The following is a 19275-nucleotide window of genomic DNA, read 5'->3' on the forward strand; positions in this document are numbered from 1 at the left end:
AATCAACCCACGTGCGATACGCTTACGCCATTACTGCTGCCATCCTTCTCAGCGGCACCGCAGCCGCCGTCGCGCTAGAACCGCCCGCGCAGACCGCGCAGAACGAACCGGGCGCGATCGCTGCGACCGTGCCGCGCGCCGGCGCGCCGATGAGCTTTGCGGACATGGTCGCCAAGTTGCAGCCGGCGGTGGTCAACATCTCGACCAGCCAGCACATCAAGGTCGAACAGCCCGCCAATCCGTTCGCAGGCACGCCGTTCGGCGATCTGTTCGGGCAGATGGGCGGCGGCCAGGGCCAGGGCCAGGGCGGCGCGCCGATCACGCGCGAGGCGACCTCGCTCGGCTCGGGCTTCATCATCTCGCCCGACGGCTATATCGTGACCAACAATCACGTCGTCGCGCCCGGCGCGAAGGGGGCGACGGTCGACTCGATCACCGCGATCATGATCGATCGCAAGGAATATAAGGCCAAGCTGATCGGCCGCGATCCGACCTCGGACCTCGCGCTGCTCAAGATCGACGCGACCAACCTGCCCTTCGTCAAGTTCGGCGATTCGAGCCGCGCGCGCGTCGGCGACTGGGTGATCGCGATCGGCAATCCGTTCGGCATCGGCTCGACCGTGACGGCGGGCATCGTCTCGGCGCTGCACCGCGTCACCGGCGGCGGCGCCTACGATCGCTTCATCCAGACCGACGCGGCGATCAACCAGGGCAATTCGGGCGGCCCGATGTTCGACATGACCGGCGCGGTGATCGGCATCAACTCGCAGATCTACGCCGGCCAGTCGGGCGGCAACATCGGCATCGGCTTCGCGATTCCGGCGGAAGACGCCAAGCCCGTCATCGACAAGCTGATGAAGGGCACCAAGATCGCGCGCGGCTACCTCGGCGTCGGCCCGCAGCCGATCGACGACGATATCGCCTCGGCGCTGGGCCTCCAGAAGAACCACGGCGAGATCCTGCGCTCGATCGAGCCCAACGAAGCCGCGGCCAAGGCCGGGCTCAAGGTTGGCGACGTCGTCACCTCGGTGAACGGCAAGGACGTCACGCCCGATCAGTCGCTGAGCTACCTCGTCGCCAACGTGACGCCGGGCACGCGCGTGCCGATCGGCATCATCCGCCAGGGCAAGCCGATGACGGTCAACGCGGTGATCGGCACGCGCCCGTCGGAAGACGCGCTCGCCGCCAAGGTCGGGGGCGACGATGACGACGATGCGCTCGGCGGTGACGACGACGGCCAGCAGAACGCACCTTCGGCCTCGGCCAACGCGCTTGGCGTGACGGTGCAGACGCTCACCCCGGCGATCGCGCGCAGCCTCAACATCGATTCGTCGGTGCAGGGCGTGGTGATCTCGACCACCGATCCGGCGAGCGACGCGGGCCAGAAGCTCAAGCGCGGTGATGTCATCATCTCCGCCAACGGCACGCCGACCACCACGCCGGCAGCGCTGGCCGCGGTGATCGCGCAGGCCAAGCGCGAGGGCCGGGAGCAGGTCGCGCTGTACGTGCAACGCGGGCGGATGCCGGCGCTGTTCGTGGCGATCAAGCTGAAGAAGTAAGCGATACTCGCCGCCACCTGAGCAGGTGGCGGCGCACGCCGTCGCCCCGGCGCAGGCCGGGGCCGCTGTGTTTGGTGTGAGAGAATCGCCTCATTACGCAGCGGCCCCGGCCTGCGCCGGGGCGACGTGCGTTTAACACCTCCCTCTCTAAACCCTTGCGTTCCCGCGAAGGCGGGAACCTAGCCTGGGCTCCCGCCTTCGCGGGAGCACATGAGCCACGATTACGGCCGGTGCTGCGCCGCCAGCACCTCACGCACCCGCGCCAGTGCCGCACCTCTCGCATCGGTCTCCCCCAGCAATGCGAAGGTGCCGTTGAGCGCGAACATGCAATGCCCATGCACCATCGCCACCATCGATCGCGCCAGCGCCGCCGCCGCGCCGCGCCGCGCGCGCGGCAGCACCGCCGCCACCTCCGCCTCGACCAGCCCGGTCAGTTCGGCACGCTGGCGCAGGTACTCCTCGGGCAATGGTGCATCGGGGGCCAGACGGTGATCGTAGATCGCCATCCAAAGCTTCGGATTGGCCTCGGCGAAGTCGAAATAGCCCTCGACCAGCGCGGCGATCCGGTCCGCGCCTGCTGCCTCCAGCCGCGCACGGATCAGCGCGGCCCAGGCAAGAAAAGTGCGGCTGTTGACCGCCAGCACCAGCCGATCAAGGCTGCCGAACACATTGTAGATCGTCCCGATCGAATAGCCGATCCGCTTCGCCACCTCGCGCGCGGAGAAGGCCTGAAAGCCGACTTCCGCCATCAGCGCGTGCGCGTGGCCGAGTATCAGTTCCTCAAGCTCTGCGCGGCTATGGTCGGATCGGCGGCCCATCTCCATCGTGTACGCCAAAAATTGAACGCTGTCGAATTTTTATATTGAACACCGCTCATTTCTGTGCGACATACGATCGTCGGCACCGCGCCGGCAACGAAAGCGCATCCGCCCCGTTGGAGGTGACAATGTCGGCACCCGATTTCTCGCTCCTCGCCAAGCGCCGCTACGGCCCGCTGTTCGTCGTGCAGTTCTTCGGGGCGTTCAACGACAACGTCATCCGCTTCGGCATGATCTTCCTCGCGACCTATGGCCTCGGTCGCACGGCCTCGCCGATCGATCCCGAACTGCTGCCGTCGATCGCGCTTGGGCTATTCATGCTGCCCTATTTCCTGTTCTCGGCGCTCGCCGGGCAGATTGCCGATGCGATCGACAAGGGCCGGCTGATCCGTATCATCAAGACGTTCGAGATCGGCATCATGGCGGTGGCGCTGGCGGGCTTCTGGCTGTCGTCGGTGTGGCTGCTGCTCGCGGCGCTGCTGATGCTTGGCTTGCATTCGACGTTCTTCGGGCCGGTCAAATATTCGATCCTGCCGCAGCACCTGCGTGAAAACGAGATGATGGGCGGCACCGGGCTGATCGAGGCCGGCACGTTCCTCGCGATCCTCGCCGGCCAGTTGCTCGGCGGCAACGTCGCTCCGGCGATCGCGGCGAGCATCGCGATGGGCTGCGCGGTGATCGGTCTGGTCGCGGCGCTGGCGATTCCGGCGGCACCGCCATCGGGTCAGCATCACCGTATCGACTACAACATCGTTCGCGGCACCTGGGACATCCTGCGCACGGCGACCAAGGGTCGCGGCATCTGGCTGGCCGTGCTCGGCATCAGCTGGTTCTTCGCGGTGGGCGGCCTCGTCGCGACCGACGTTCCGATCCTGGTCAAGGACCAGATCCACGGCGAGGCCTATGTCGTAGATCTGTTCCTGGTCATCTTTTCGGTCGCGATCGGCGTCGGCTCACTCGCGGTCAACCGGCTGCTCAAGGGTGAGGTTTCCGCCAGATACGTGCCGACTGCGGCGTTGCTGATGGCGGCGGGCCTGATCGACCTGTGGATCGCCACCGACCGGTTCGTCGCGACCGGACCGACCGGCATTGCGCAGTTCATCGCCGATCCGCAGGGCTGGCACGTCATAGTCGCGCTGGCGCTCACCGCGTTCGGCGGGGGCATGTTCGTGGTGCCGCTGTACGCGATCATCTCGACCTTCACCGCGCCCGAGGAACGCTCGCGCGTCATCTCGGCGAACAACGTGATGAACGGTGTCGTCACGGTGCTGCTGGTCGGCGCGATCACCCTGCTCGCCAGCACCGGCACCAGCGTGCCCGGTACGATCGGCACGCTCGGCTTTTCCACGCTCGCGGTCGCGCTGATCTCGTGCTGGCTGCTGCCCGAGACGGTCATCAAGGCGGTAATGCGCGCAGGCCTCAAACTGCTGTACCGCGTCGACGTGCAGGGCGCGGAGAACATGCCGCAGCCGGGCGAGCGCGCGGTGGTGGTGGTCAACCACGTGTCGTGGCTCGACGGGCTGCTGCTCGCGGTGTTCCTGCCGGGCAAGCCGGTGTTCGCGGTGCATACCGAGGTGACCAAGCGCTGGTGGATGGCGCCCGCGCTGAAGCTGTTCCGCGCCTTTCCGGTCGATCCGACCAACCCGATGTCGGCCAAGGCGATGGTGCGGAGCGTGAAGGAGGGAAATACGCTCGTCATCTTCCCCGAAGGCCGCATCACCGTAACGGGCGCGCTGATGAAGGTGTTCGACGGCCCCGGCATGGTCGCCGACAAGGCGGACGCGCCGATCGTGCCGGTGCGGATCGACGGCGCGCAGTTCACGCCCTTCTCATACCTGCGCGGCAAGGTGCGGCTGCGGATGTTCCCCAAGATCAGCCTGATCGTGCTGCCGCCGCGCCGCTTCCACATCGAGGGCGAGATGACCGCGCGTCAGCGTCGCGCCGCCGCGGGACGCGAACTCTACGACCAGATGAGCGGGATGATCTTCGCGACCTCGCATATCGACCGCACGTTGTTCGCGGCGCTGCTCGACGCGCGCCACCTCGGCGGCGCGAAGAAGCCGGTGGTCGAGGATGTGCAGCGCCACCCCCTCACCTACTCCCGCCTCGTCACCGGCAGCATCGCGCTCGGCCGTGCGCTCGAACCCGGCACCAAGCCTCGCGAAAACATCGGCGTGCTGCTGCCCAACGTGTCGGCGGTGGTGGTGACGTTCTTCGGATTGCAGTCAATCGGCCGCGTGCCGGCGATGCTCAACTACACCGCCGGGCTCGCCAACCTGAAGGCGGCGTGCCAAGCCGCCGAGGTGCGCACGGTGGTGACCGCGCGCGCCTTCGTCGAACAGGCGAAGCTCGGCGCGGTGATCGAGGGGCTTACCGCCGAGGGGATCGCCGTGCGCTACCTCGAAGACGTGCGCGCCGGCATCGGCACCGGCGCGAAGCTGCGCGCGCTGGTCGCCTCGCACTTCGCCGAGCGCGCGCAGGCGCGCCGCCGCATCGCGCCGACCGATCCCGCCGTCATCCTGTTCACCAGCGGCTCGGAAGGGCTGCCCAAGGGCGTGGTGCTGACGCACCGCAATCTGCTCGCCAACTGCGCGCAGATCGGCGCGCGGATCGACTTCAACGGCTCCGACATCGTGCTCAACGCGCTGCCGGTATTCCACAGCTTCGGGCTGACCGGCGGCGTGCTGCTGCCGATCCTGTCGGGAGTGAAGACGATCCTGTATCCCAACCCGCTGCACTATCGGATCGTGCCCGCGCTCGCCTATGATGCGAACGCCACGATCCTGTTCGGCACCGATACGTTCCTCGCCGGCTATGCGCGGATGGCGCATAACTACGACTTCTATTCGATGCGCTACGTCGTCGCCGGCGCGGAGCGGGTGAAGGACGAGACGCGCAAGGCCTGGATGGAGAAGTTCGGGCTGCGCATCCTCGAAGGCTATGGCGCGACCGAGGCGGGGCCGGTGATCGCGGTCAACACGCCGATGCACTTCAAGACCGGCAGCGTCGGGCGGCTGCTCCCCAATATCGAGGGCAAGCTCAACGCGGTGCCCGGCATCGAGGGCGGCGGCAAACTGTCGATCCGCGGGCCGAACGTGATGGCGGGCTATCTCAAGGCGGACAAACCGGGCGTGCTGCAACCGGCCGAGGGCGGCTGGCACGACACCGGCGATATCGTCGATGTGGACGCGGCCGGGTTCGTCACTATCAAGGGCCGCGCCAAACGCTTCGCCAAGATCGGCGGCGAGATGGTCTCGCTGCCGGCGGTAGAAGGCTATGTGGCGGCGGTCTGGCCCGATGCTGCCCACGCGGTGGTGACGCGCCCCGACGCCAAGAAGGGCGAGCAACTCGTTCTGTTCACCACGCAGAAGGACGCCAAGGTCGCCGATCTGCAGGCTTGGGGCCGCGCCAACGGTGTGGCGGAACTGGCGATCCCGCGCGACATTCGCACAGTCGAGGCGCTGCCGGTGCTCGGCACTGGCAAGACCGATTACGTCACGATGGGCGCGATGGCATCGGGCGAGACTAATGCAAAGACGTGACACCTCTTCGCAGATGCACAAATTCACGGAACTGAAACCATGCTGACGCCGTAACGTCTTTCGTCGCTCCTACCCGCCGGCTCGATTGCAATGCCGTAAGGGGCCGACGAATGAACAGCTACGCCGTATCGATGCTCGCGCTGGCGACCGCACTCCTGCCGGTCGCCGCTCATGCCGAGGACGTTCCGGCGGCACCGGCGGCGGATGTCGCCCCCGCCGAGGGTGCGGCCACCCCCGACGGCGGCGAAGGCCAGATCGTCGTCACCGGCCGGCGCACGCGCTCGGTGGTGGAGCTCGACGGCACGCAGATCCAGAAGGAGCTGCCCGGCATCAACCCGCTGAAGGCGATCCAGACACTGCCCGGCGTCACCTTCCTCACCGCCGATCCGTGGGGCAATAACGAACAGAACATCTCGCTGTTCATCCACGGCTTCAACGCGCAGCAGCTCGGTTACACGCTCGACGGCATCCCCTTGGGCGACCAGACCTATGGCAATTACAACGGCCTCTCGCCGCAGCGCGCGATCATCTCGGAGAATGTCGGCCGCGTCACGCTGGCGAGTGGTGCGGGCGATCTCGGCACCGCCTCGACCAGCAACCTCGGCGGCACGATCGACACCTTCTCGAGCGATCCCAAGGCGGAGCGCGGCGGCACGATTTCGCAGACGTTCGGCAGCTACAACACGTACCGCACCTTCGTACGCGTCGACAGCGGCGATCTCGGCGGCGGCAATGCCTTCTATCTGTCGGGCGTTCGGCAGGATGCGAAGGCGTGGGACTTCAACGGCCATCAGGGCGGCTATCAGGCCAACGGCAAGTTCGTGCACGACGACGCCACCGGACGGCTCACCATCTACGGCGCCTATTCGGACAAGACCGAACCGAACGAGGACGCCACCGTCATCAACATCAGCAAGGGCGAGCTGCCCGGCACCGTGCCGTATGCGCGGCCGTTCCTGTACCCCGACTTCAAAGGCGCGCAGACCTATCTCTCGTCGGGTGCGTACAAGGCGGCATCCGACAATTACCGCAATTATTACAGCGACGCGCAGCGCACCGACTACCTGGGCTATGTGAAGTACGACTGGCACGTTTCCAGCAACATCACCTGGTCGAACCAGGGCTATTATCATCACAACGACGGCGTCGGTGTGGTGGCGGGGCCGATCGACGTGGCGGGCCTGCCCGGGCTGTTCTCCTTCTATTACCCCGGCGTCGCGGGCAGCAGCCCGACCTCGGCGGCGAACCTCGCCCGGCTGAGCACGATCTTCGGCGGTTCGGGCCTCGCCACGCGCACGACCGAATACCGCATCGACCGCGAGGGCGCGATCTCGACGCTGAACGCGACGTTCGGCAACCACGAGATCGAGCTGGGCGGCTGGTACGAGCATCAAAGCTCGTCGGCGTATCGCCGCTGGTACGCGCTCGACGTCAACAATCCGTCGTCGCCCTACACGCGCCCGCACGATCTCGCCGCCCCCCTCATCACGCAGTACGGCAGCGAAATCCGCGTCGACGAGATCCAGACGCACCTTCAGGATACGTGGCGCATCCTGCCGAGCGTGACGATCCTTGCCGGCTTCAAGAGCACGTTCCAGCGCGCGAGCCAGACCGTGCCGGTCCAGCCGATCCCCGGCTCCTTCTCGAACTCCACCGCGCTGCCGGTCGGCAAGCTCAACACCGACAAGGCGTTCCTGCCCGAGATCGGCGCGACGTGGGAGGTCGACGGCAACACCCAGCTTTTCGTCAACGCGCAGCAAAACATCCGCCAGTTCCCGACGAGCGCCGCCACCGGCCTGTCGCCGTTCGCGCTCGGCAGCCAGCCGGTGTTCGAGGATTTCAAGGCGAACGTGAAGCCCGAGACGAGCTGGACCTACGAAGTCGGCACGCGCGCGCATTATGCGATCACCGGCGCCGGGCCGCTGACCGCGTTCGAGGGCCAGCTCAGCTATTACCACGTCGACTTCAGCAACCGCCTGCTCGCGCTGAGCCCGACCACGGTCATCACCTCGATCATCAGTGGGGCCGCAATCATCCAGAACGTCGGCAGCGTGAAGACCGACGGCATCGACTTCGCCGCGACCCTGCGCTTCGGCCCGCATTTCTCGATCTACGATGCGGCGTCGTACAACGACTCGAAGTACCAGCAGAACTATTCGACCGGCGTGCCCGCGGTCGTCGTGCCGACCGCGGGCAAGCAGGTGCCGGGCTCGCCGATGTGGCTCAACAAGACGGTGGTGTCGGCCAATTACGGCGCGTTCGACGTGCAGCTGATCGGCGATTATCTCGGCAAGCGCTACGCCACCTACACCAACGACCTATCGGTGCCGGCGTACTTCACGCTGTCCGGGCGGATCGGCGTGGCGATCCCGCTTGGCGACGCGATGTTCGTGCGCAAGCTGAACCTCAGCCTCAACGTCACCAACATCACCGACAAGAAGGCGGTATCGACCATCACGATCGGCTCGGCGACCAACACCTACAACGCCTTCCCGGTCGCGCCGCGGCAGGTGTTCGGCACGGTCAGCTTCGACTTCTAAAACCGATCGTGTCGGTAAGGTCGCGGGGAAACACTCCGCGACCTACCTCATCGGGGAGGTTCGCTGCTGCGGCGTCAGTCCTGCGTCGCGCCGAAGGCCAGCGCCTCTGCCGACCCGACTTCCTCGTCGCCGGCGAACAGCCGGTCCAGCCGGGCGCGCACGTCGTTGCGGTAGTTCTTTGCGGCCATCGCACGCGGCGCGCCCACGGACACCTGATCGGCGATCGCGTCCTTGATCCGGTCGATCGCCGGTTCTTCGAGCACATTGGCGCGGCGCAGCTCGATGCAAAGCTGCACTAGTCCGATCGCGGTCGCCTGCGCCCTCAACTCGACGTTCGTCAGCTCCCAATGGAGCTTCTTCTGTTGATCGTACGTCTTGGTCATCTCGGCAGTCCTCTCCAACGCGAGCGTCGCCGTCTCTGGCTGACAGCGGCGCTCCCGAGCAGAGTAGCAGCGGTCGGCCGCCTCGCAATAGGCGAGACCGCCACGCGCGCTCAGCGGCGGAGCGGATCGTCGCGCACCGGATCTTCGGTCGCCAAGCCACCGCCTAGCGATCGATACAGTTCGACCAGGTTGCTCTCCCGGTTCAACCGCGTCGTGACGAGCTGCTGCTGCGCGGAATAGGCGGTGCGCTGCGAATCGAGCGTCGTCAGGAAGGATTCCACCCCGGCGCGGTAGCGCGCATCGGAAATCCGCAAGGCGGCGGTGGCGGCGTTGACGCGTGCGGTCTGCGCCGCGACCTGCTCGTCGATGGTGCCGCGCTGCGCCAGCGCGTCGGCGACCTCGCGGAACGCGGTCTGCACCGCTTTCTCGTAGGTCGAAACCGCCGCCTGCTGCTGTGCCTCCGCCGCGCGCAGATTGCCGCGCAGCCGCCCCCCGTCGAAGATCGGCAGCGAGATCGACGGTGCGGCGGTGTAGGTGAAGCTGCCGCCAGCGAACAGCCCGCTCAGCGCGGTGCTGATCGTGCCGACCGTAGCGGTGAGCGAGATGTTCGGGAACAGCGCCGCGCGCGCCGCGCCGATATTGGCGTTCTGCGCGATCAGCTGATGTTCGGCCTGGAGCACGTCGGGCCGGCGCAGCAGCACCGTCGAGGCGATCCCGGCGGGGAGCACCTGCAAGGCCGCACCGCCGTCGCCCAGCCCCTGCGGCAGCATCGCCGGCGTAACCGGCGCACCGACCAGCAGATCGAGCGCATTCTTGTCCTGCGCCAGCCGCGTCTTCAGCACCGCGATATCGTTGCGGGCGGCCTGATAGGTGGTTTCCGCCTGCCGCGCCTCGAGTTCCGAGGCGACGCCGATGCGGAACTGTGCGCGCGTAAGCTCGAGCGATTGCGCGAACGACGTGAGCGACTCGTGCGAAATGCGCAGCTGGTCCTGATCCGACGCGAACGTCAGCCACGCGGTCGCGATCTCGGCAATTAGGCTGATCCGCGTCGAGCGCTGCGCCTCCTCGGTCGAGAAATATTGTTCGAGCGCGGCACGGCTGAGGTTGCGGACCCGCCCGAACAGATCGACCTCATAAGCGGAGACGCCGACGTTCAGCGAGTAATATTGCAGATCCGTCGAGCCCGAGCCGACCGCGGCGGCGCTGCTGCCGGTGCCGGTCGCCGCGCCGGTGCTCGTGCCGGTCGTGCTGCCGGTGCCCGTCGCCGCGCCGCCGCTCGCCGCACCTGCCACGGTACTGGCCGCGCCCTGCACGTTGTTGGTGTAGGTGGCCGAACCGGACACGCCCACGGTCGGCAGAAGGTCCGCGCGCTGGACGCGGTATTGCGCGCGCGCCTGAAGCACGTTGGCCGCCGCAACGCGCAGGTCGCGATTGTTCTCCAACCCCAGCGCGATGGTGGCGCGCAGGCGATCGTCGGTGAAGAACGTGCGCCAGCCGATCTGCGTGACATCGGCCGCATCGCTCGCCGCCGCGGGATAGACGCCGCCGGTGGGAAGCGCAGCCGGCACTTCGCCGGCCGGACGCACGTATTTCGGCGCGAGGTTGCAGCCGGCGAGCGTGGTGGCCGCGAGCAGGCCGAGAACGCATTTGCTCTTCATCACACCTCAGGCTCCCTGCGGCGCGGGCGTATCGCCCCGCGCGCCGTCTTCCGGCCGTCCATCATGGGGCGGACGCTCGTCGATATCACGGCCTTCCTCCTTGCCATGGCGGAACAGGCGCAGCACGACCACGAAGAACATCGGCACGAAGAAGATCGCCAGGATCGTCGCCGACAACATGCCGCCGACCACCGCACGCCCGATCGCATTCTGCCCACCCGCACCCGCACCGTTGGCGATCGCCAGCGGGAACACGCCGAAGATGAACGCGAGGCTGGTCATCAGGATCGGTCGCAGGCGCAGCTTCGCCGCCTCGATCGCGGCGTCGAACGGCGCCAGCCCCTCGCGCATCTTCTCCTCGGCGAACTCGACGATGAGGATCGCGTTCTTGGCCGAAACGCCGATCGTGGTGATAAGGCCGACCTGGAGGTAGATGTCGTTGTTGAGACCGGTCAGCTTCGCCGCCAGCAGCGCGCCCACCACGCCCAGCGGCACGACCAGCATCACCGAGATCGGCACCGACCAGCTTTCATAAAGCGCGGCGAGGCACAGGAACACGATAAGCAGCGACAGGCCGTACAGCGCCGGCGCCTGCCCGCCCGAAAGCTGCTCCTCGTAGCTGAGACCAGTCCATTCGAGCCGGGTGCCGGGCGGCAGCTTGGCCTGCATGTCCTGCATCGCCTTCAACGCCGCGCCGGACGAGACGCCGGGCGCCGGTTGCCCCAAGATCTCCATGGCCGGCAACCCGTTGTAGCGGGTGAGCTGCATCGGCCCCTGCCGCCACTCCAGATTGGAGAAGGCGGTGAACGGCGCCATGTTGCCGCTCGCGCCGCGCACGTAGAGCTTGCCGAGATCCTCGGGCGCGAGGCGATACGGCGCATCCGCCTGGATATAGACGCGCTTGACGCGGCCACGGTCGATGAAGTCGTTGACATACGAGCCGCCCCACGCGGTGGCGATGGTGCTGTTGACCGTCGACAGATCGAGCCCGAGCGCACCGGCCTTGTCCTGATCGACGTTGACCGCGAGCTGCGGCGCGTCGTCCAGCGCGTTCGGGCGGACGCCCACCAGCGACTTGTTCTGCGCCGCCATACCCAGCAACTGGTTGCGCGCGGCAAGCAGCTTGGCATGGCCGATCCCGCCTTCATCGACCAGTTCGAGGTCGAAGCCGGTGGCGTTGCCGAGCTCCTGCACGGCCGGCGGGATGATCGCGAAGATCAGCCCGTCCTTATAACCCGAGAACACGCCCATCGCGCGTGCGACGACATTCTGCGCCTTGTTCTTCGCGCCCGGGCGGTCCTTCCACTCCTTCATCGGCATGAACGCGATGCCGCTGTTCTGGCCCGTGCCCGCGAAGCTGAAGCCGTTGATCGTATAGACACCGCGGATCGCATCGCCGGCATCGCTCAGGAAGTGGTCGCGGATGAGGTCGAGCCCCTTCTGCGTGCGCGCCGTGGTGGAGCCCGCCGGCCCCTGCACCAGCGCGATCATCACGCCCTGATCCTCGTCCGGCAGGAAGCCCGTCGGCAGACGCAGGAACAGGAAGGCCATGCCGGCGACGATCAGCGCATAGATGATCAGCGAACGGCCAAAGCGGCGCGTGGTCGAGCGCACGCCGGTTTCATAGCGCGCGCGGCCACGGTCGAACTTGTCATTGAACCAGCGGAAGAACCGCGCGAGGGGACCGTTGCCCTCGTTCTTGTTCGGGTTGTGAGGCTTCAGGATTGTGGCGCACAGTGCTGGCGTCAGGATCAACGCGACCGCGACCGAGAGCACCATGGCCGAGACGATGGTGATCGAGAACTGGCGATAGATCACGCCGGTCGAACCGCCGAAGAAGGCCATCGGCAGGAACACCGCCGACAGCACGACGGCGATGCCGATCAGCGCGCCGGTGATCTCGTCCATCGACTTGCGCGCGGCTTCCTTCGGCGTCAGATGCTCGGTGGTGATGAGCCGTTCGACGTTCTCCACCACGACGATCGCGTCGTCGACGAGCAGACCGATCGCCAGCACCATCCCGAACAGCGTCAGCGTGTTGATCGAATAGCCCGCCGCCGCCAGCACCGCGAAGGTGCCGGTCAGCACCACCGGCACCGCGATTGTCGGGATCAGCGTCGCGCGGAAGTTCTGGAGGAACAGGAACATCACGAGAAAGACGAGGACGACCGCCTCGACCAGCGTCTCGATCACCTGCTCGATCGACAGGCGCACGAAGGGCGAGGTGTCGTAGGGGAAGATCACCTTGACGTCGGGCGGGAACTGCTTGGCGAGTTCGGTGACACGCTCCTTCACCGCGACCACGGTGTTGAGCGCGTTGGCACCCGGTGCGAGCTTGACCGAAATGCCCGAGGCGGGCTTGCCGTTCCACTGCGCCGAGAAGCCGTAGTTCTCGGCGCCGATCGCGACACGTGCGACATCGCCGAGGCGCACGATCGACCCGTCGGTGTTGGTCTTGAGGCGGATCTTGGCAAATTCCTCGGGCGAGGTCAGCCGGGACGAAACGGACACCGTCGCGTTCAGCATCTGCTCCTTTGGCGCAGGCTGCGCGCCAATCTGCCCGGCCGAAACCTGCGCGTTCTGCGCCGTCACCGCATTGGTCACGTCGGTCATCGTCAACGCATAATTGTTGAGCTTGAGCGGATCGACCCAGATGCGCATCGCATATTGCGATCCGAACACCTGCGTGTCGCCCACGCCGGCCACGCGCGACAACGGATCCTGGATCTTGGAGGCGACGATGTCGGCCAGATCCTCGTCATTGTGCTGGCCGTTTTCCGAATACAGGCCGACGAACAACAGGATGTTCTGCGTCGCCTTGGCGACCAAGATGCCCTGACGCTGGACTTCCTGCGGCAGCAGCGGCGTCGCCGCCTGCAACTTGTTCTGCACCTGGACCTGCGCAATGTCAGGGTTGGTGCCCTGCTCGAACGTGATCGTGATGGTGACGGTGCCGGCCGACGACGACGAGGCCGAGAAGTAGCGAAGGTGATCGATCCCCTTCATCTGCTGCTCGATGATCTGGGTCGTCGTGTTCTCAAGCGTCTGAGCGTCGGCACCCGGATAGGTCGCGGTGATCGACACCGCTGGCGGCGCGATCGCGGGGAACTGCGCGATCGGTAGCGTGCGCAGCGCCAGCAGGCCGGCGATGACGATCATCACTGCCAGCACGTAGGCGAAGATCGGTCGATCGATGAAATAGCGTGACATGGCGGTTTACTTGCCCTGCGGCTTGGCCTGACCCGGCTGCGGCGGCGCGCCAGCGGGCTTGGCATTGGGATCCCACGGCTTGCCCTGCACCGGCGCGCCGGGACGCAGCATCATCGCGCCTTCCACGATAACCTTGTCGCCCGGCTTGAGCCCGCTCGTCACGATCCAGTCCTCGCCGCTGGTGCGGTCGGTCCGGAGCGTGCGCGATTCGATCTTGTTGCCGGCGCCGATCACCAGCACGGTCGGCTGGCCGCGCTCGTCACGGCTGACCGCGCGCTGGGGAACCAGCATCGCCTTGGCCTGCGTACCTTCGGCCAGCACCGCACGCACGAACATGCCCGGCAGCAACAGCCCCCTGGGATTGGGGAACAGGGCGCGGATCACCTGCGATCCGGTGGTCGGATCGACCGTGACGTCGGCGAAGCGCAGCGTGCCCTCGACACCATATTCGCTGCCATCCTCAAGCTTCAGCTTGACCTTGGCGTTGCCGTCGCGCGTCAACTGGCCGCTGATGATCTGCTGACGCAGCTTGAGCAGATCCGCGCTCGATTCCTGGATATCGACATAGATCGGGTCGAGCCGCTGGATCGTCGCGAGCGCATCGGTCTGCGATGCGGATACCAAAGCGCCGGTGGTGAACAGCGAACGGCCGATCCGCCCCGCGATGGGCGCACGGATCGTGGTGCGGGCAAGGTCGATCTGCGCGGTACGCAGGGCGGCGCGCTGCGCGGCGACATCCGCCTGCGCCTGCGCGGCGGTGGTCTGCGCGTTCTCATATTCCTGTCGAGCGATCGCGTTGATCTTGACCAGTTCGCCGTAGCGCCGCGCCAGTGCCGCGCTCGATGCGATGCCGGACTGCGCCCGCGTCAGCGCGGCGCGGGCGCTGGCGACCTGCGCCTCATAGGGCGCGGGATCGATCCGGTAGAGCGGCTGGCCCTGGCGAACCATGTCGCCCTCCACGAACAGGCGCTTGAGCACGAGGCCGTTGACCTGCGGGCGGACCTCCGAAGTCTCGAACGCGGTGGTGCGGCCGGGCAGTTCGGCGGTCAGCGTCACCGGCGATTCGCGCACGGTCACATAGTCGACCATGGGCGGGCCCTTCGGCGCCTGCTGCTGCTGACCGCCGCCGCACGCCGTAACGGCAAGCGAGGCACCGGACGCCAACACACAGCGCATCAGCCGCTTGGAGAACATAGATTTTCCCGCTTGAAAAAAAGAAAGAGAGCGATCACTCACAAAAACTGTCGTTAGCCGCGCCGTCCGAGTGCGTCAACACACTCAACAGAGGATCGCGAAGTGCAGAGTGCTGAATGCCGGCCACCAGGACGCGCCGAGGCGCGCCGGCAAAACATCAAGGAAGTAGCGCGGCGCTTGTTCATCGAACATGGCTTCCATGCGACGGGTATCGCGCTGATCGCGAAAGTGTCGGGTGTTGCCGTCCAGCAATTATACCGCGATTTTCCCGCCAAGGAAGACATCGTCGCCGCGATCGTCGAGGGTGATTGTCGAAGGTTCGCCGACCTGGCCACGCTGGATCGCGCGCTGGCCGAACACGACGAGGCGGCAATACGACACTGGCTCGCCGCCGCCCCGTGCCGCAAAGACCCGGAGGCGGATCGGCTGTTTCTCGAGATCGCCGCCGAAGCCTCTCGCAACGAACGCATCAACGCCATCTTCTCGAAGTTCCGCCAGATCATGTTCGACAATATCAGCCGGGCGTTCGCCGGCTTGGCCGAAAGCGACACCGTTACCGAAGAGCATCGCCTTCAGGCGGAGGCCTTCATGATCATCTCGGTCGGTTCGGTCTGCACGCGCGCCTTGCACCACGCCGACACGCAGCGCGCGGGTGACAAGCTGATCTCTTGCCTTATGGCCGAAACGCCATAGGCACGCCGGATCGTACCACGACTCGAAGCCCGTTTCAGGCTTCATCCGGAGAGATCATGATTCTGCTTCTGCTCGCGACACTCGCATCCGATCCGGCGGCGGTGGTGAGTTCGCTCACCACCCGCCACCTCGCCGAGGAGTGCCGCGGCAAGGATACCGATTCCGCCGCCACCTTCTGCACAGGTTATCTGATGGGCGTGTTCGACACGCTGTCCGCCTCGCACCAGATCTGCCCCTCGGCGACCCGCGTCTCGACGATCGATGCGACCGCCGCCGCGCGCAAGTACATCCGCAAACATCCCAAGGCGTGGAGCCGCGCGCCCGCCTTCGTCGTGCGCGACGGGTTGCGCGCCGCCTTTCCGTGCGCGAAAAAATGATCGGCCGGGCGCGCGGAAACGCCCAACAGGTGCGCAAACGCAGCTTCGGCGATGCGTGCGCTACGATCGTAGACGAGGCGTAAGTGCGGCGTGGCTATGCGTCAGGGCGCGGAAAGCGTCGCGAGCGCATCCACGACGCGGCGGCGCAGATCGGGCTCGCGGGTGATCTCTAGCATGGCGGTGAGGCTGCTCCGCGCCGCGACCACATCGCCGTCCATGCGCTCGAGCCGTGCACGCTCCCACCAGGGGTGGCCGTACGCCGGCGCCATCACCGTCATCCGCCGATACAGTTCGAGCGCGCGGCGGCCCTGCCCGGCACGCTCGGCCCGCGCCGCCTGATTGAGCAACAGCCGGACCAGCACCGCCCGGTTCGGCATCGCCGCGATATGCTGCACGGCCGGCGCGGCGCCGGTCGCCCGGCTCGCCAGCAGCGCAGCGAGGTGCTCGCGCTCGACCAGCGCACCGCCCCGGAACGGATCGACGATGACGGGCGCCGCATCCTCGCCGATCAGGACGAGGACATGGCCGGGCACGTCAAGCACGTTCGCCTGCCAGCCGAGCCGGCGCGCCGCCGCGACGTACAGGATCGACAGGCTGACCGGCAGCCCGCGCCGCCGGTCGATCACCCGGATCAGATCGGCGTTGGCGGGGTCGTCATAGGTTTCCGCATCGCCGACAAAGCCGAATTCGTCGTTCAGCACCGCCGACAGCGCGTCGGCCCGCGCATGTGCGCTCTCCGCGCTGCCAAGCGCGTCGAGCCGGATCGCCACCGCCTCGATCAATGCTTCATACGGGGCAAGATCGGCGTCGGGGTGGTCGAGCAACGCCAGCGACAATGCTGCCTCGTCGAGCACGATATCGTCGTCGTCGACAAGGCCGAGGCGGATCAGGTTTTCATCCATGATGCCAACATGGGGTCGGCGACGCATGGCGCAAGCGCCCGCGCCTGCCGGCAGCTAAGCCTGTGCTTCTCCGGGGAAATCGGTGGCGAGACTTTCGGCACGCTGGCTCTCGATCTCGTCCAGCCGCTCGCGCATCCGCGTGGTGACCGCGTCGATCCCGAACTTGCCGAGCACGCTGCGTGCGCGCGACGATCGCCTCGCCCGCCGGATCGCCGGGCTGGTTGCCGCTATACCCGCTGGTCGTCGCCATGCATCGCGCAGGTCAGCCGCCAGCCCGCTTCGAACGGTGCCGCAAAATAGGGCAGCCCCCGCCCGACTGCGTGCGTGTTAGGCATCGGGCGGCGGTTTCGCGCCGTCATTTTCGGCCTTCCCCACAGGCGGCGTGAGTGGCACGCTTGTTGTAAGGCGCGGCGCGAGTGTCGTGCGTTCAAGGACCGGGGGCCGTTTACGTGAAGAAGATCGAGGCGATCATCAAACCGTTCAAACTCGACGAGGTGAAGGAGGCGCTGCACGAGGTCGGCGTGTCGGGCATCACCGTCACCGAGGCGAAGGGTTTCGGGCGCCAGAAGGGCCATACCGAACTGTATCGCGGCGCCGAATATGTCGTCGATTTCCTGCCCAAGGTGAAGCTGGAGGTCGTGGTTGAAGACGGCATCGCCGACCGTGTGGTCGAGGCGATCGCTGCGGCCGCGCAGACCGGCCGGATCGGCGACGGCAAGATCTTCGTCATCCCGGTCGAGACTGTGCTGCGCATCCGCACCGGCGAGCGTAACGAAGACGCGGTGTGATTTGACGCGCCGCAGCATAATGTGACAGGCAAGGCTCCTCCGGGAGCAACTTTGATTCTCCGGCGCGGGCCGGATTTTGAGCGAACCAGAAAGGGTTGGGGCATATGGCGAATTCCGCAAACGACGTCCTGAAGATGATCAAGGACCAGGAGATCGAGTGGGTCGATGTCCGCTTCACCGACACCAAGGGCGCCTGGCATCACCTGACGATGTGCGCGAGCGTGATCGGCGAGAACGAGCTGACCGACGGCCTGATGTTCGACGGCTCCTCGATCGAGGGCTGGAAGGAGATCAACGAGTCGGACATGATCCTCAAGCCCGATCTCGACGCGACCTATGTCGATCCGTTCTCGGCGACGCCGATGCTCATCATCGTGTGCGACATCGTCGAGCCGTCGGACGGTTCGCTCTATTCGCGCGATCCGCGTTCGACCGCGAAGCGCGCCGAGGCGTATCTCGCCGAGACCGGCTTGGGCGACACCGTCTATGTCGGCCCCGAGCCCGAGTTCTTCATGTTCGACAGCGTCGAGTTCGACACGACCTATGCGGGCAGCTTCTTCAAGCTCGACGACACCGAGCTGCCGACCAACACCGGCACCAGCTATGAGAGCGGCAACCTCGGCCACCGTCCGCGCGCCAAGGGCGGCTATTTCCCGGTCGGCCCGGTCGACGTCACCACCGACATCCGCGCCGAGATGGTCTCGACGCTGATCGAGATGGGCCTGCCGATGGACAAGCACCATCACGAGGTGGCCGGCGCGCAGCACGAGCTGGGCCTGACCTTCGGCAAGCTGGTCGAGACCTGTGACCGCATCCAGATCTACAAGTATGTCGTGAAGATGGTCGCGCAGGCTTACGGCAAGACCGCCACGTTCATGCCCAAGCCGATCAAGATGGACAACGGCAGCGGCATGCACACGCACATGTCGATCTGGAACAAGGGCGAGAACACCTTCGCCGGCAACGGCTACGCGGGTCTCTCGGACACCTGCCTGTACTTCATCGGCGGCGTCATCAAGCATGCCAAGGCGATCAACGCCTTCACCAACCCGACCACCAACAGCTACAAGCGGCTGGTGCCGGGCTTCGAGGCGCCGGTGCTGCTCGCCTATTCGGCGCGCAACCGCTCGGCGTCGTGTCGTATCCCGTACGGTGCCGGCACCAAGGCGAAGCGCGTCGAGTTCCGCTTCCCCGATCCGCTCGCCAACTCGTACCTCGGTACGTCGGCGCTGCTGATGGCGGGTATCGACGGCATCCAGAACAAGATCCATCCCGGCGAGGCGATGGACAAGAACCTGTACGACCTGCCGCCGGCCGAGCTGTCGCTGGTGCCGACGGTGTGCGGCTCGCTGCGCGAAGCGCTCGAGGCGCTCGCCGCCGACCATGAGTTCCTGCTCAAGGGCGGCGTCTTCACGCAGGACCAGATCGACGCGTACATGGAGCTCAAGTGGCCGGAAGTGTACCGCTGGGAAATGCAGCCGAGCCCGGTCGAGTTCGATATGTACTACAGCGCCTGAGGCGCGGCCCCGGCCGCGCCGGTGCGAAAGCACAGGCGCTGTCGGCCGGCGGGTCGGCGCAGCCGAACCCGACCGACGCGGGCTTCGCCCGCGG

Annotated in this window: 13 protein-coding genes; 7 read left to right on the top strand and 6 right to left on the bottom strand. The window is 66.4% G+C overall.

The features are described 5' to 3' along the window. Nucleotides 1-11: 11 nt before the first annotated feature. On the top strand, nt 12-1559 hold the full coding sequence (locus AC3ANX_RS15215) for a Do family serine endopeptidase (protein ID WP_488334102.1): 1548 nt from the start codon (nt 12-14) through the stop codon (nt 1557-1559). Between the two features lie 221 nt (nt 1560-1780). Here AC3ANX_RS15215 and AC3ANX_RS15220 read toward each other — a convergent pair whose 3' ends face one another. Continuing rightward, entirely contained in the window at nt 1781-2383 is a 603-nt protein-coding gene (locus AC3ANX_RS15220; protein WP_488334103.1) for a TetR/AcrR family transcriptional regulator, read from the bottom strand. A gap of 122 nt (nt 2384-2505) precedes the next feature. Here AC3ANX_RS15220 and AC3ANX_RS15225 point away from each other — a divergent pair, with 122 nt between their 5' ends. Then, a complete protein-coding gene (locus tag AC3ANX_RS15225) occupies nt 2506-5919 on the top strand; it encodes an acyl-[ACP]--phospholipid O-acyltransferase (protein WP_488334104.1) in 3414 nt (1137 codons plus the stop codon). A gap of 110 nt (nt 5920-6029) precedes the next feature. Next, complete coding sequence (locus AC3ANX_RS15230) at nt 6030-8459, top strand: TonB-dependent receptor (protein ID WP_488334105.1); 2430 nt, start codon at nt 6030-6032, stop codon at nt 8457-8459. Between the two features lie 74 nt (nt 8460-8533). On the opposite strand, the gene AC3ANX_RS15235 is transcribed toward AC3ANX_RS15230, so the two are convergent. The 4 genes from AC3ANX_RS15235 to AC3ANX_RS15250 all read right to left on the bottom strand — a co-directional run bounded on the left by AC3ANX_RS15235 (nt 8534) and on the right by AC3ANX_RS15250 (nt 14904). After that, nucleotides 8534-8842 carry a hypothetical protein gene (locus tag AC3ANX_RS15235; RefSeq protein ID WP_488334106.1) on the bottom strand — a complete coding sequence of 103 codons (309 nt, stop codon included), beginning with the start codon at nt 8840-8842 and terminating at the stop codon, nt 8534-8536. A 110-nt stretch (nt 8843-8952) separates the two neighbouring features. Continuing rightward, a complete protein-coding gene (locus AC3ANX_RS15240) occupies nt 8953-10500 on the bottom strand; it encodes an efflux transporter outer membrane subunit (protein WP_488336968.1) in 1548 nt (515 codons plus the stop codon). Between the two features lie 6 nt (nt 10501-10506). Continuing rightward, entirely contained in the window at nt 10507-13710 is a 3204-nt protein-coding gene (locus tag AC3ANX_RS15245) for an efflux RND transporter permease subunit (RefSeq protein WP_488334107.1), read from the bottom strand. A 6-nt stretch (nt 13711-13716) separates the two neighbouring features. Next, a complete protein-coding gene (locus AC3ANX_RS15250; RefSeq protein ID WP_488334108.1) occupies nt 13717-14904 on the bottom strand; it encodes an efflux RND transporter periplasmic adaptor subunit in 1188 nt (395 codons plus the stop codon). 102 nt (nt 14905-15006) lie between these two features. Between AC3ANX_RS15250 and AC3ANX_RS15255 the strand changes: the two genes are divergently transcribed. Both AC3ANX_RS15255 and AC3ANX_RS15260 read left to right on the top strand, forming a co-directional pair. Next, nucleotides 15007-15597, top strand: coding sequence for a TetR/AcrR family transcriptional regulator (locus AC3ANX_RS15255; RefSeq protein ID WP_488334109.1), 591 nt, complete (start codon nt 15007-15009; stop codon nt 15595-15597). Nucleotides 15598-15653: 56 nt separating this feature from the next. Next, entirely contained in the window at nt 15654-15974 is a 321-nt protein-coding gene (locus tag AC3ANX_RS15260) for a Rap1a/Tai family immunity protein (RefSeq protein ID WP_488334110.1), read from the top strand. Between the two features lie 101 nt (nt 15975-16075). Here the strand turns inward: AC3ANX_RS15260 and AC3ANX_RS15265 are convergent, their stop codons facing one another. Continuing rightward, complete coding sequence (locus AC3ANX_RS15265) at nt 16076-16903, bottom strand: transglutaminase family protein (protein ID WP_488334111.1); 828 nt, start codon at nt 16901-16903, stop codon at nt 16076-16078. 422 nt (nt 16904-17325) lie between these two features. Between AC3ANX_RS15265 and AC3ANX_RS15270 the strand changes: the two genes are divergently transcribed. Continuing rightward, a complete protein-coding gene (locus AC3ANX_RS15270; RefSeq protein WP_069206832.1) occupies nt 17326-17664 on the top strand; it encodes a P-II family nitrogen regulator in 339 nt (112 codons plus the stop codon). Between the two features lie 104 nt (nt 17665-17768). Next, nucleotides 17769-19181 (top strand): type I glutamate--ammonia ligase, encoded by a 1413-nt coding sequence (glnA, locus tag AC3ANX_RS15275; RefSeq protein ID WP_488334112.1) that lies wholly within the window; start codon nt 17769-17771, stop codon nt 19179-19181. The last annotated feature ends 94 nt before the right edge of the window (nt 19182-19275 follow it).

The sequence above is a fragment of the Sphingomonas sp. BRN-1R genome, from assembly GCF_057748035.1.

Bases quoted from the DNA above. Each gene is read 5' to 3' on its own strand.
- AC3ANX_RS15220 (WP_488334103.1), bottom strand. From the start codon at position 2,383: ATGGAGATGGGCCGCCGATCCGACCATAGCCGCGCAGAGCTTGAGGAA.
- AC3ANX_RS15225 (WP_488334104.1), top strand. From the start codon at position 2,506: ATGTCGGCACCCGATTTCTCGCTCCTCGCCAAGCGCCGCTACGGCCCG.
- AC3ANX_RS15230 (WP_488334105.1), top strand. From the start codon at position 6,030: ATGAACAGCTACGCCGTATCGATGCTCGCGCTGGCGACCGCACTCCTG.
- AC3ANX_RS15235 (WP_488334106.1), bottom strand. From the start codon at position 8,842: ATGACCAAGACGTACGATCAACAGAAGAAGCTCCATTGGGAGCTGACG.
- AC3ANX_RS15240 (WP_488336968.1), bottom strand. From the start codon at position 10,500: ATGAAGAGCAAATGCGTTCTCGGCCTGCTCGCGGCCACCACGCTCGCC.
- AC3ANX_RS15245 (WP_488334107.1), bottom strand. From the start codon at position 13,710: ATGTCACGCTATTTCATCGATCGACCGATCTTCGCCTACGTGCTGGCA.
- AC3ANX_RS15250 (WP_488334108.1), bottom strand. From the start codon at position 14,904: ATGTTCTCCAAGCGGCTGATGCGCTGTGTGTTGGCGTCCGGTGCCTCG.
- AC3ANX_RS15260 (WP_488334110.1), top strand. From the start codon at position 15,654: ATGATTCTGCTTCTGCTCGCGACACTCGCATCCGATCCGGCGGCGGTG.
- AC3ANX_RS15265 (WP_488334111.1), bottom strand. From the start codon at position 16,903: ATGCGTCGCCGACCCCATGTTGGCATCATGGATGAAAACCTGATCCGC.
- glnA (WP_488334112.1), top strand. From the start codon at position 17,769: ATGGCGAATTCCGCAAACGACGTCCTGAAGATGATCAAGGACCAGGAG.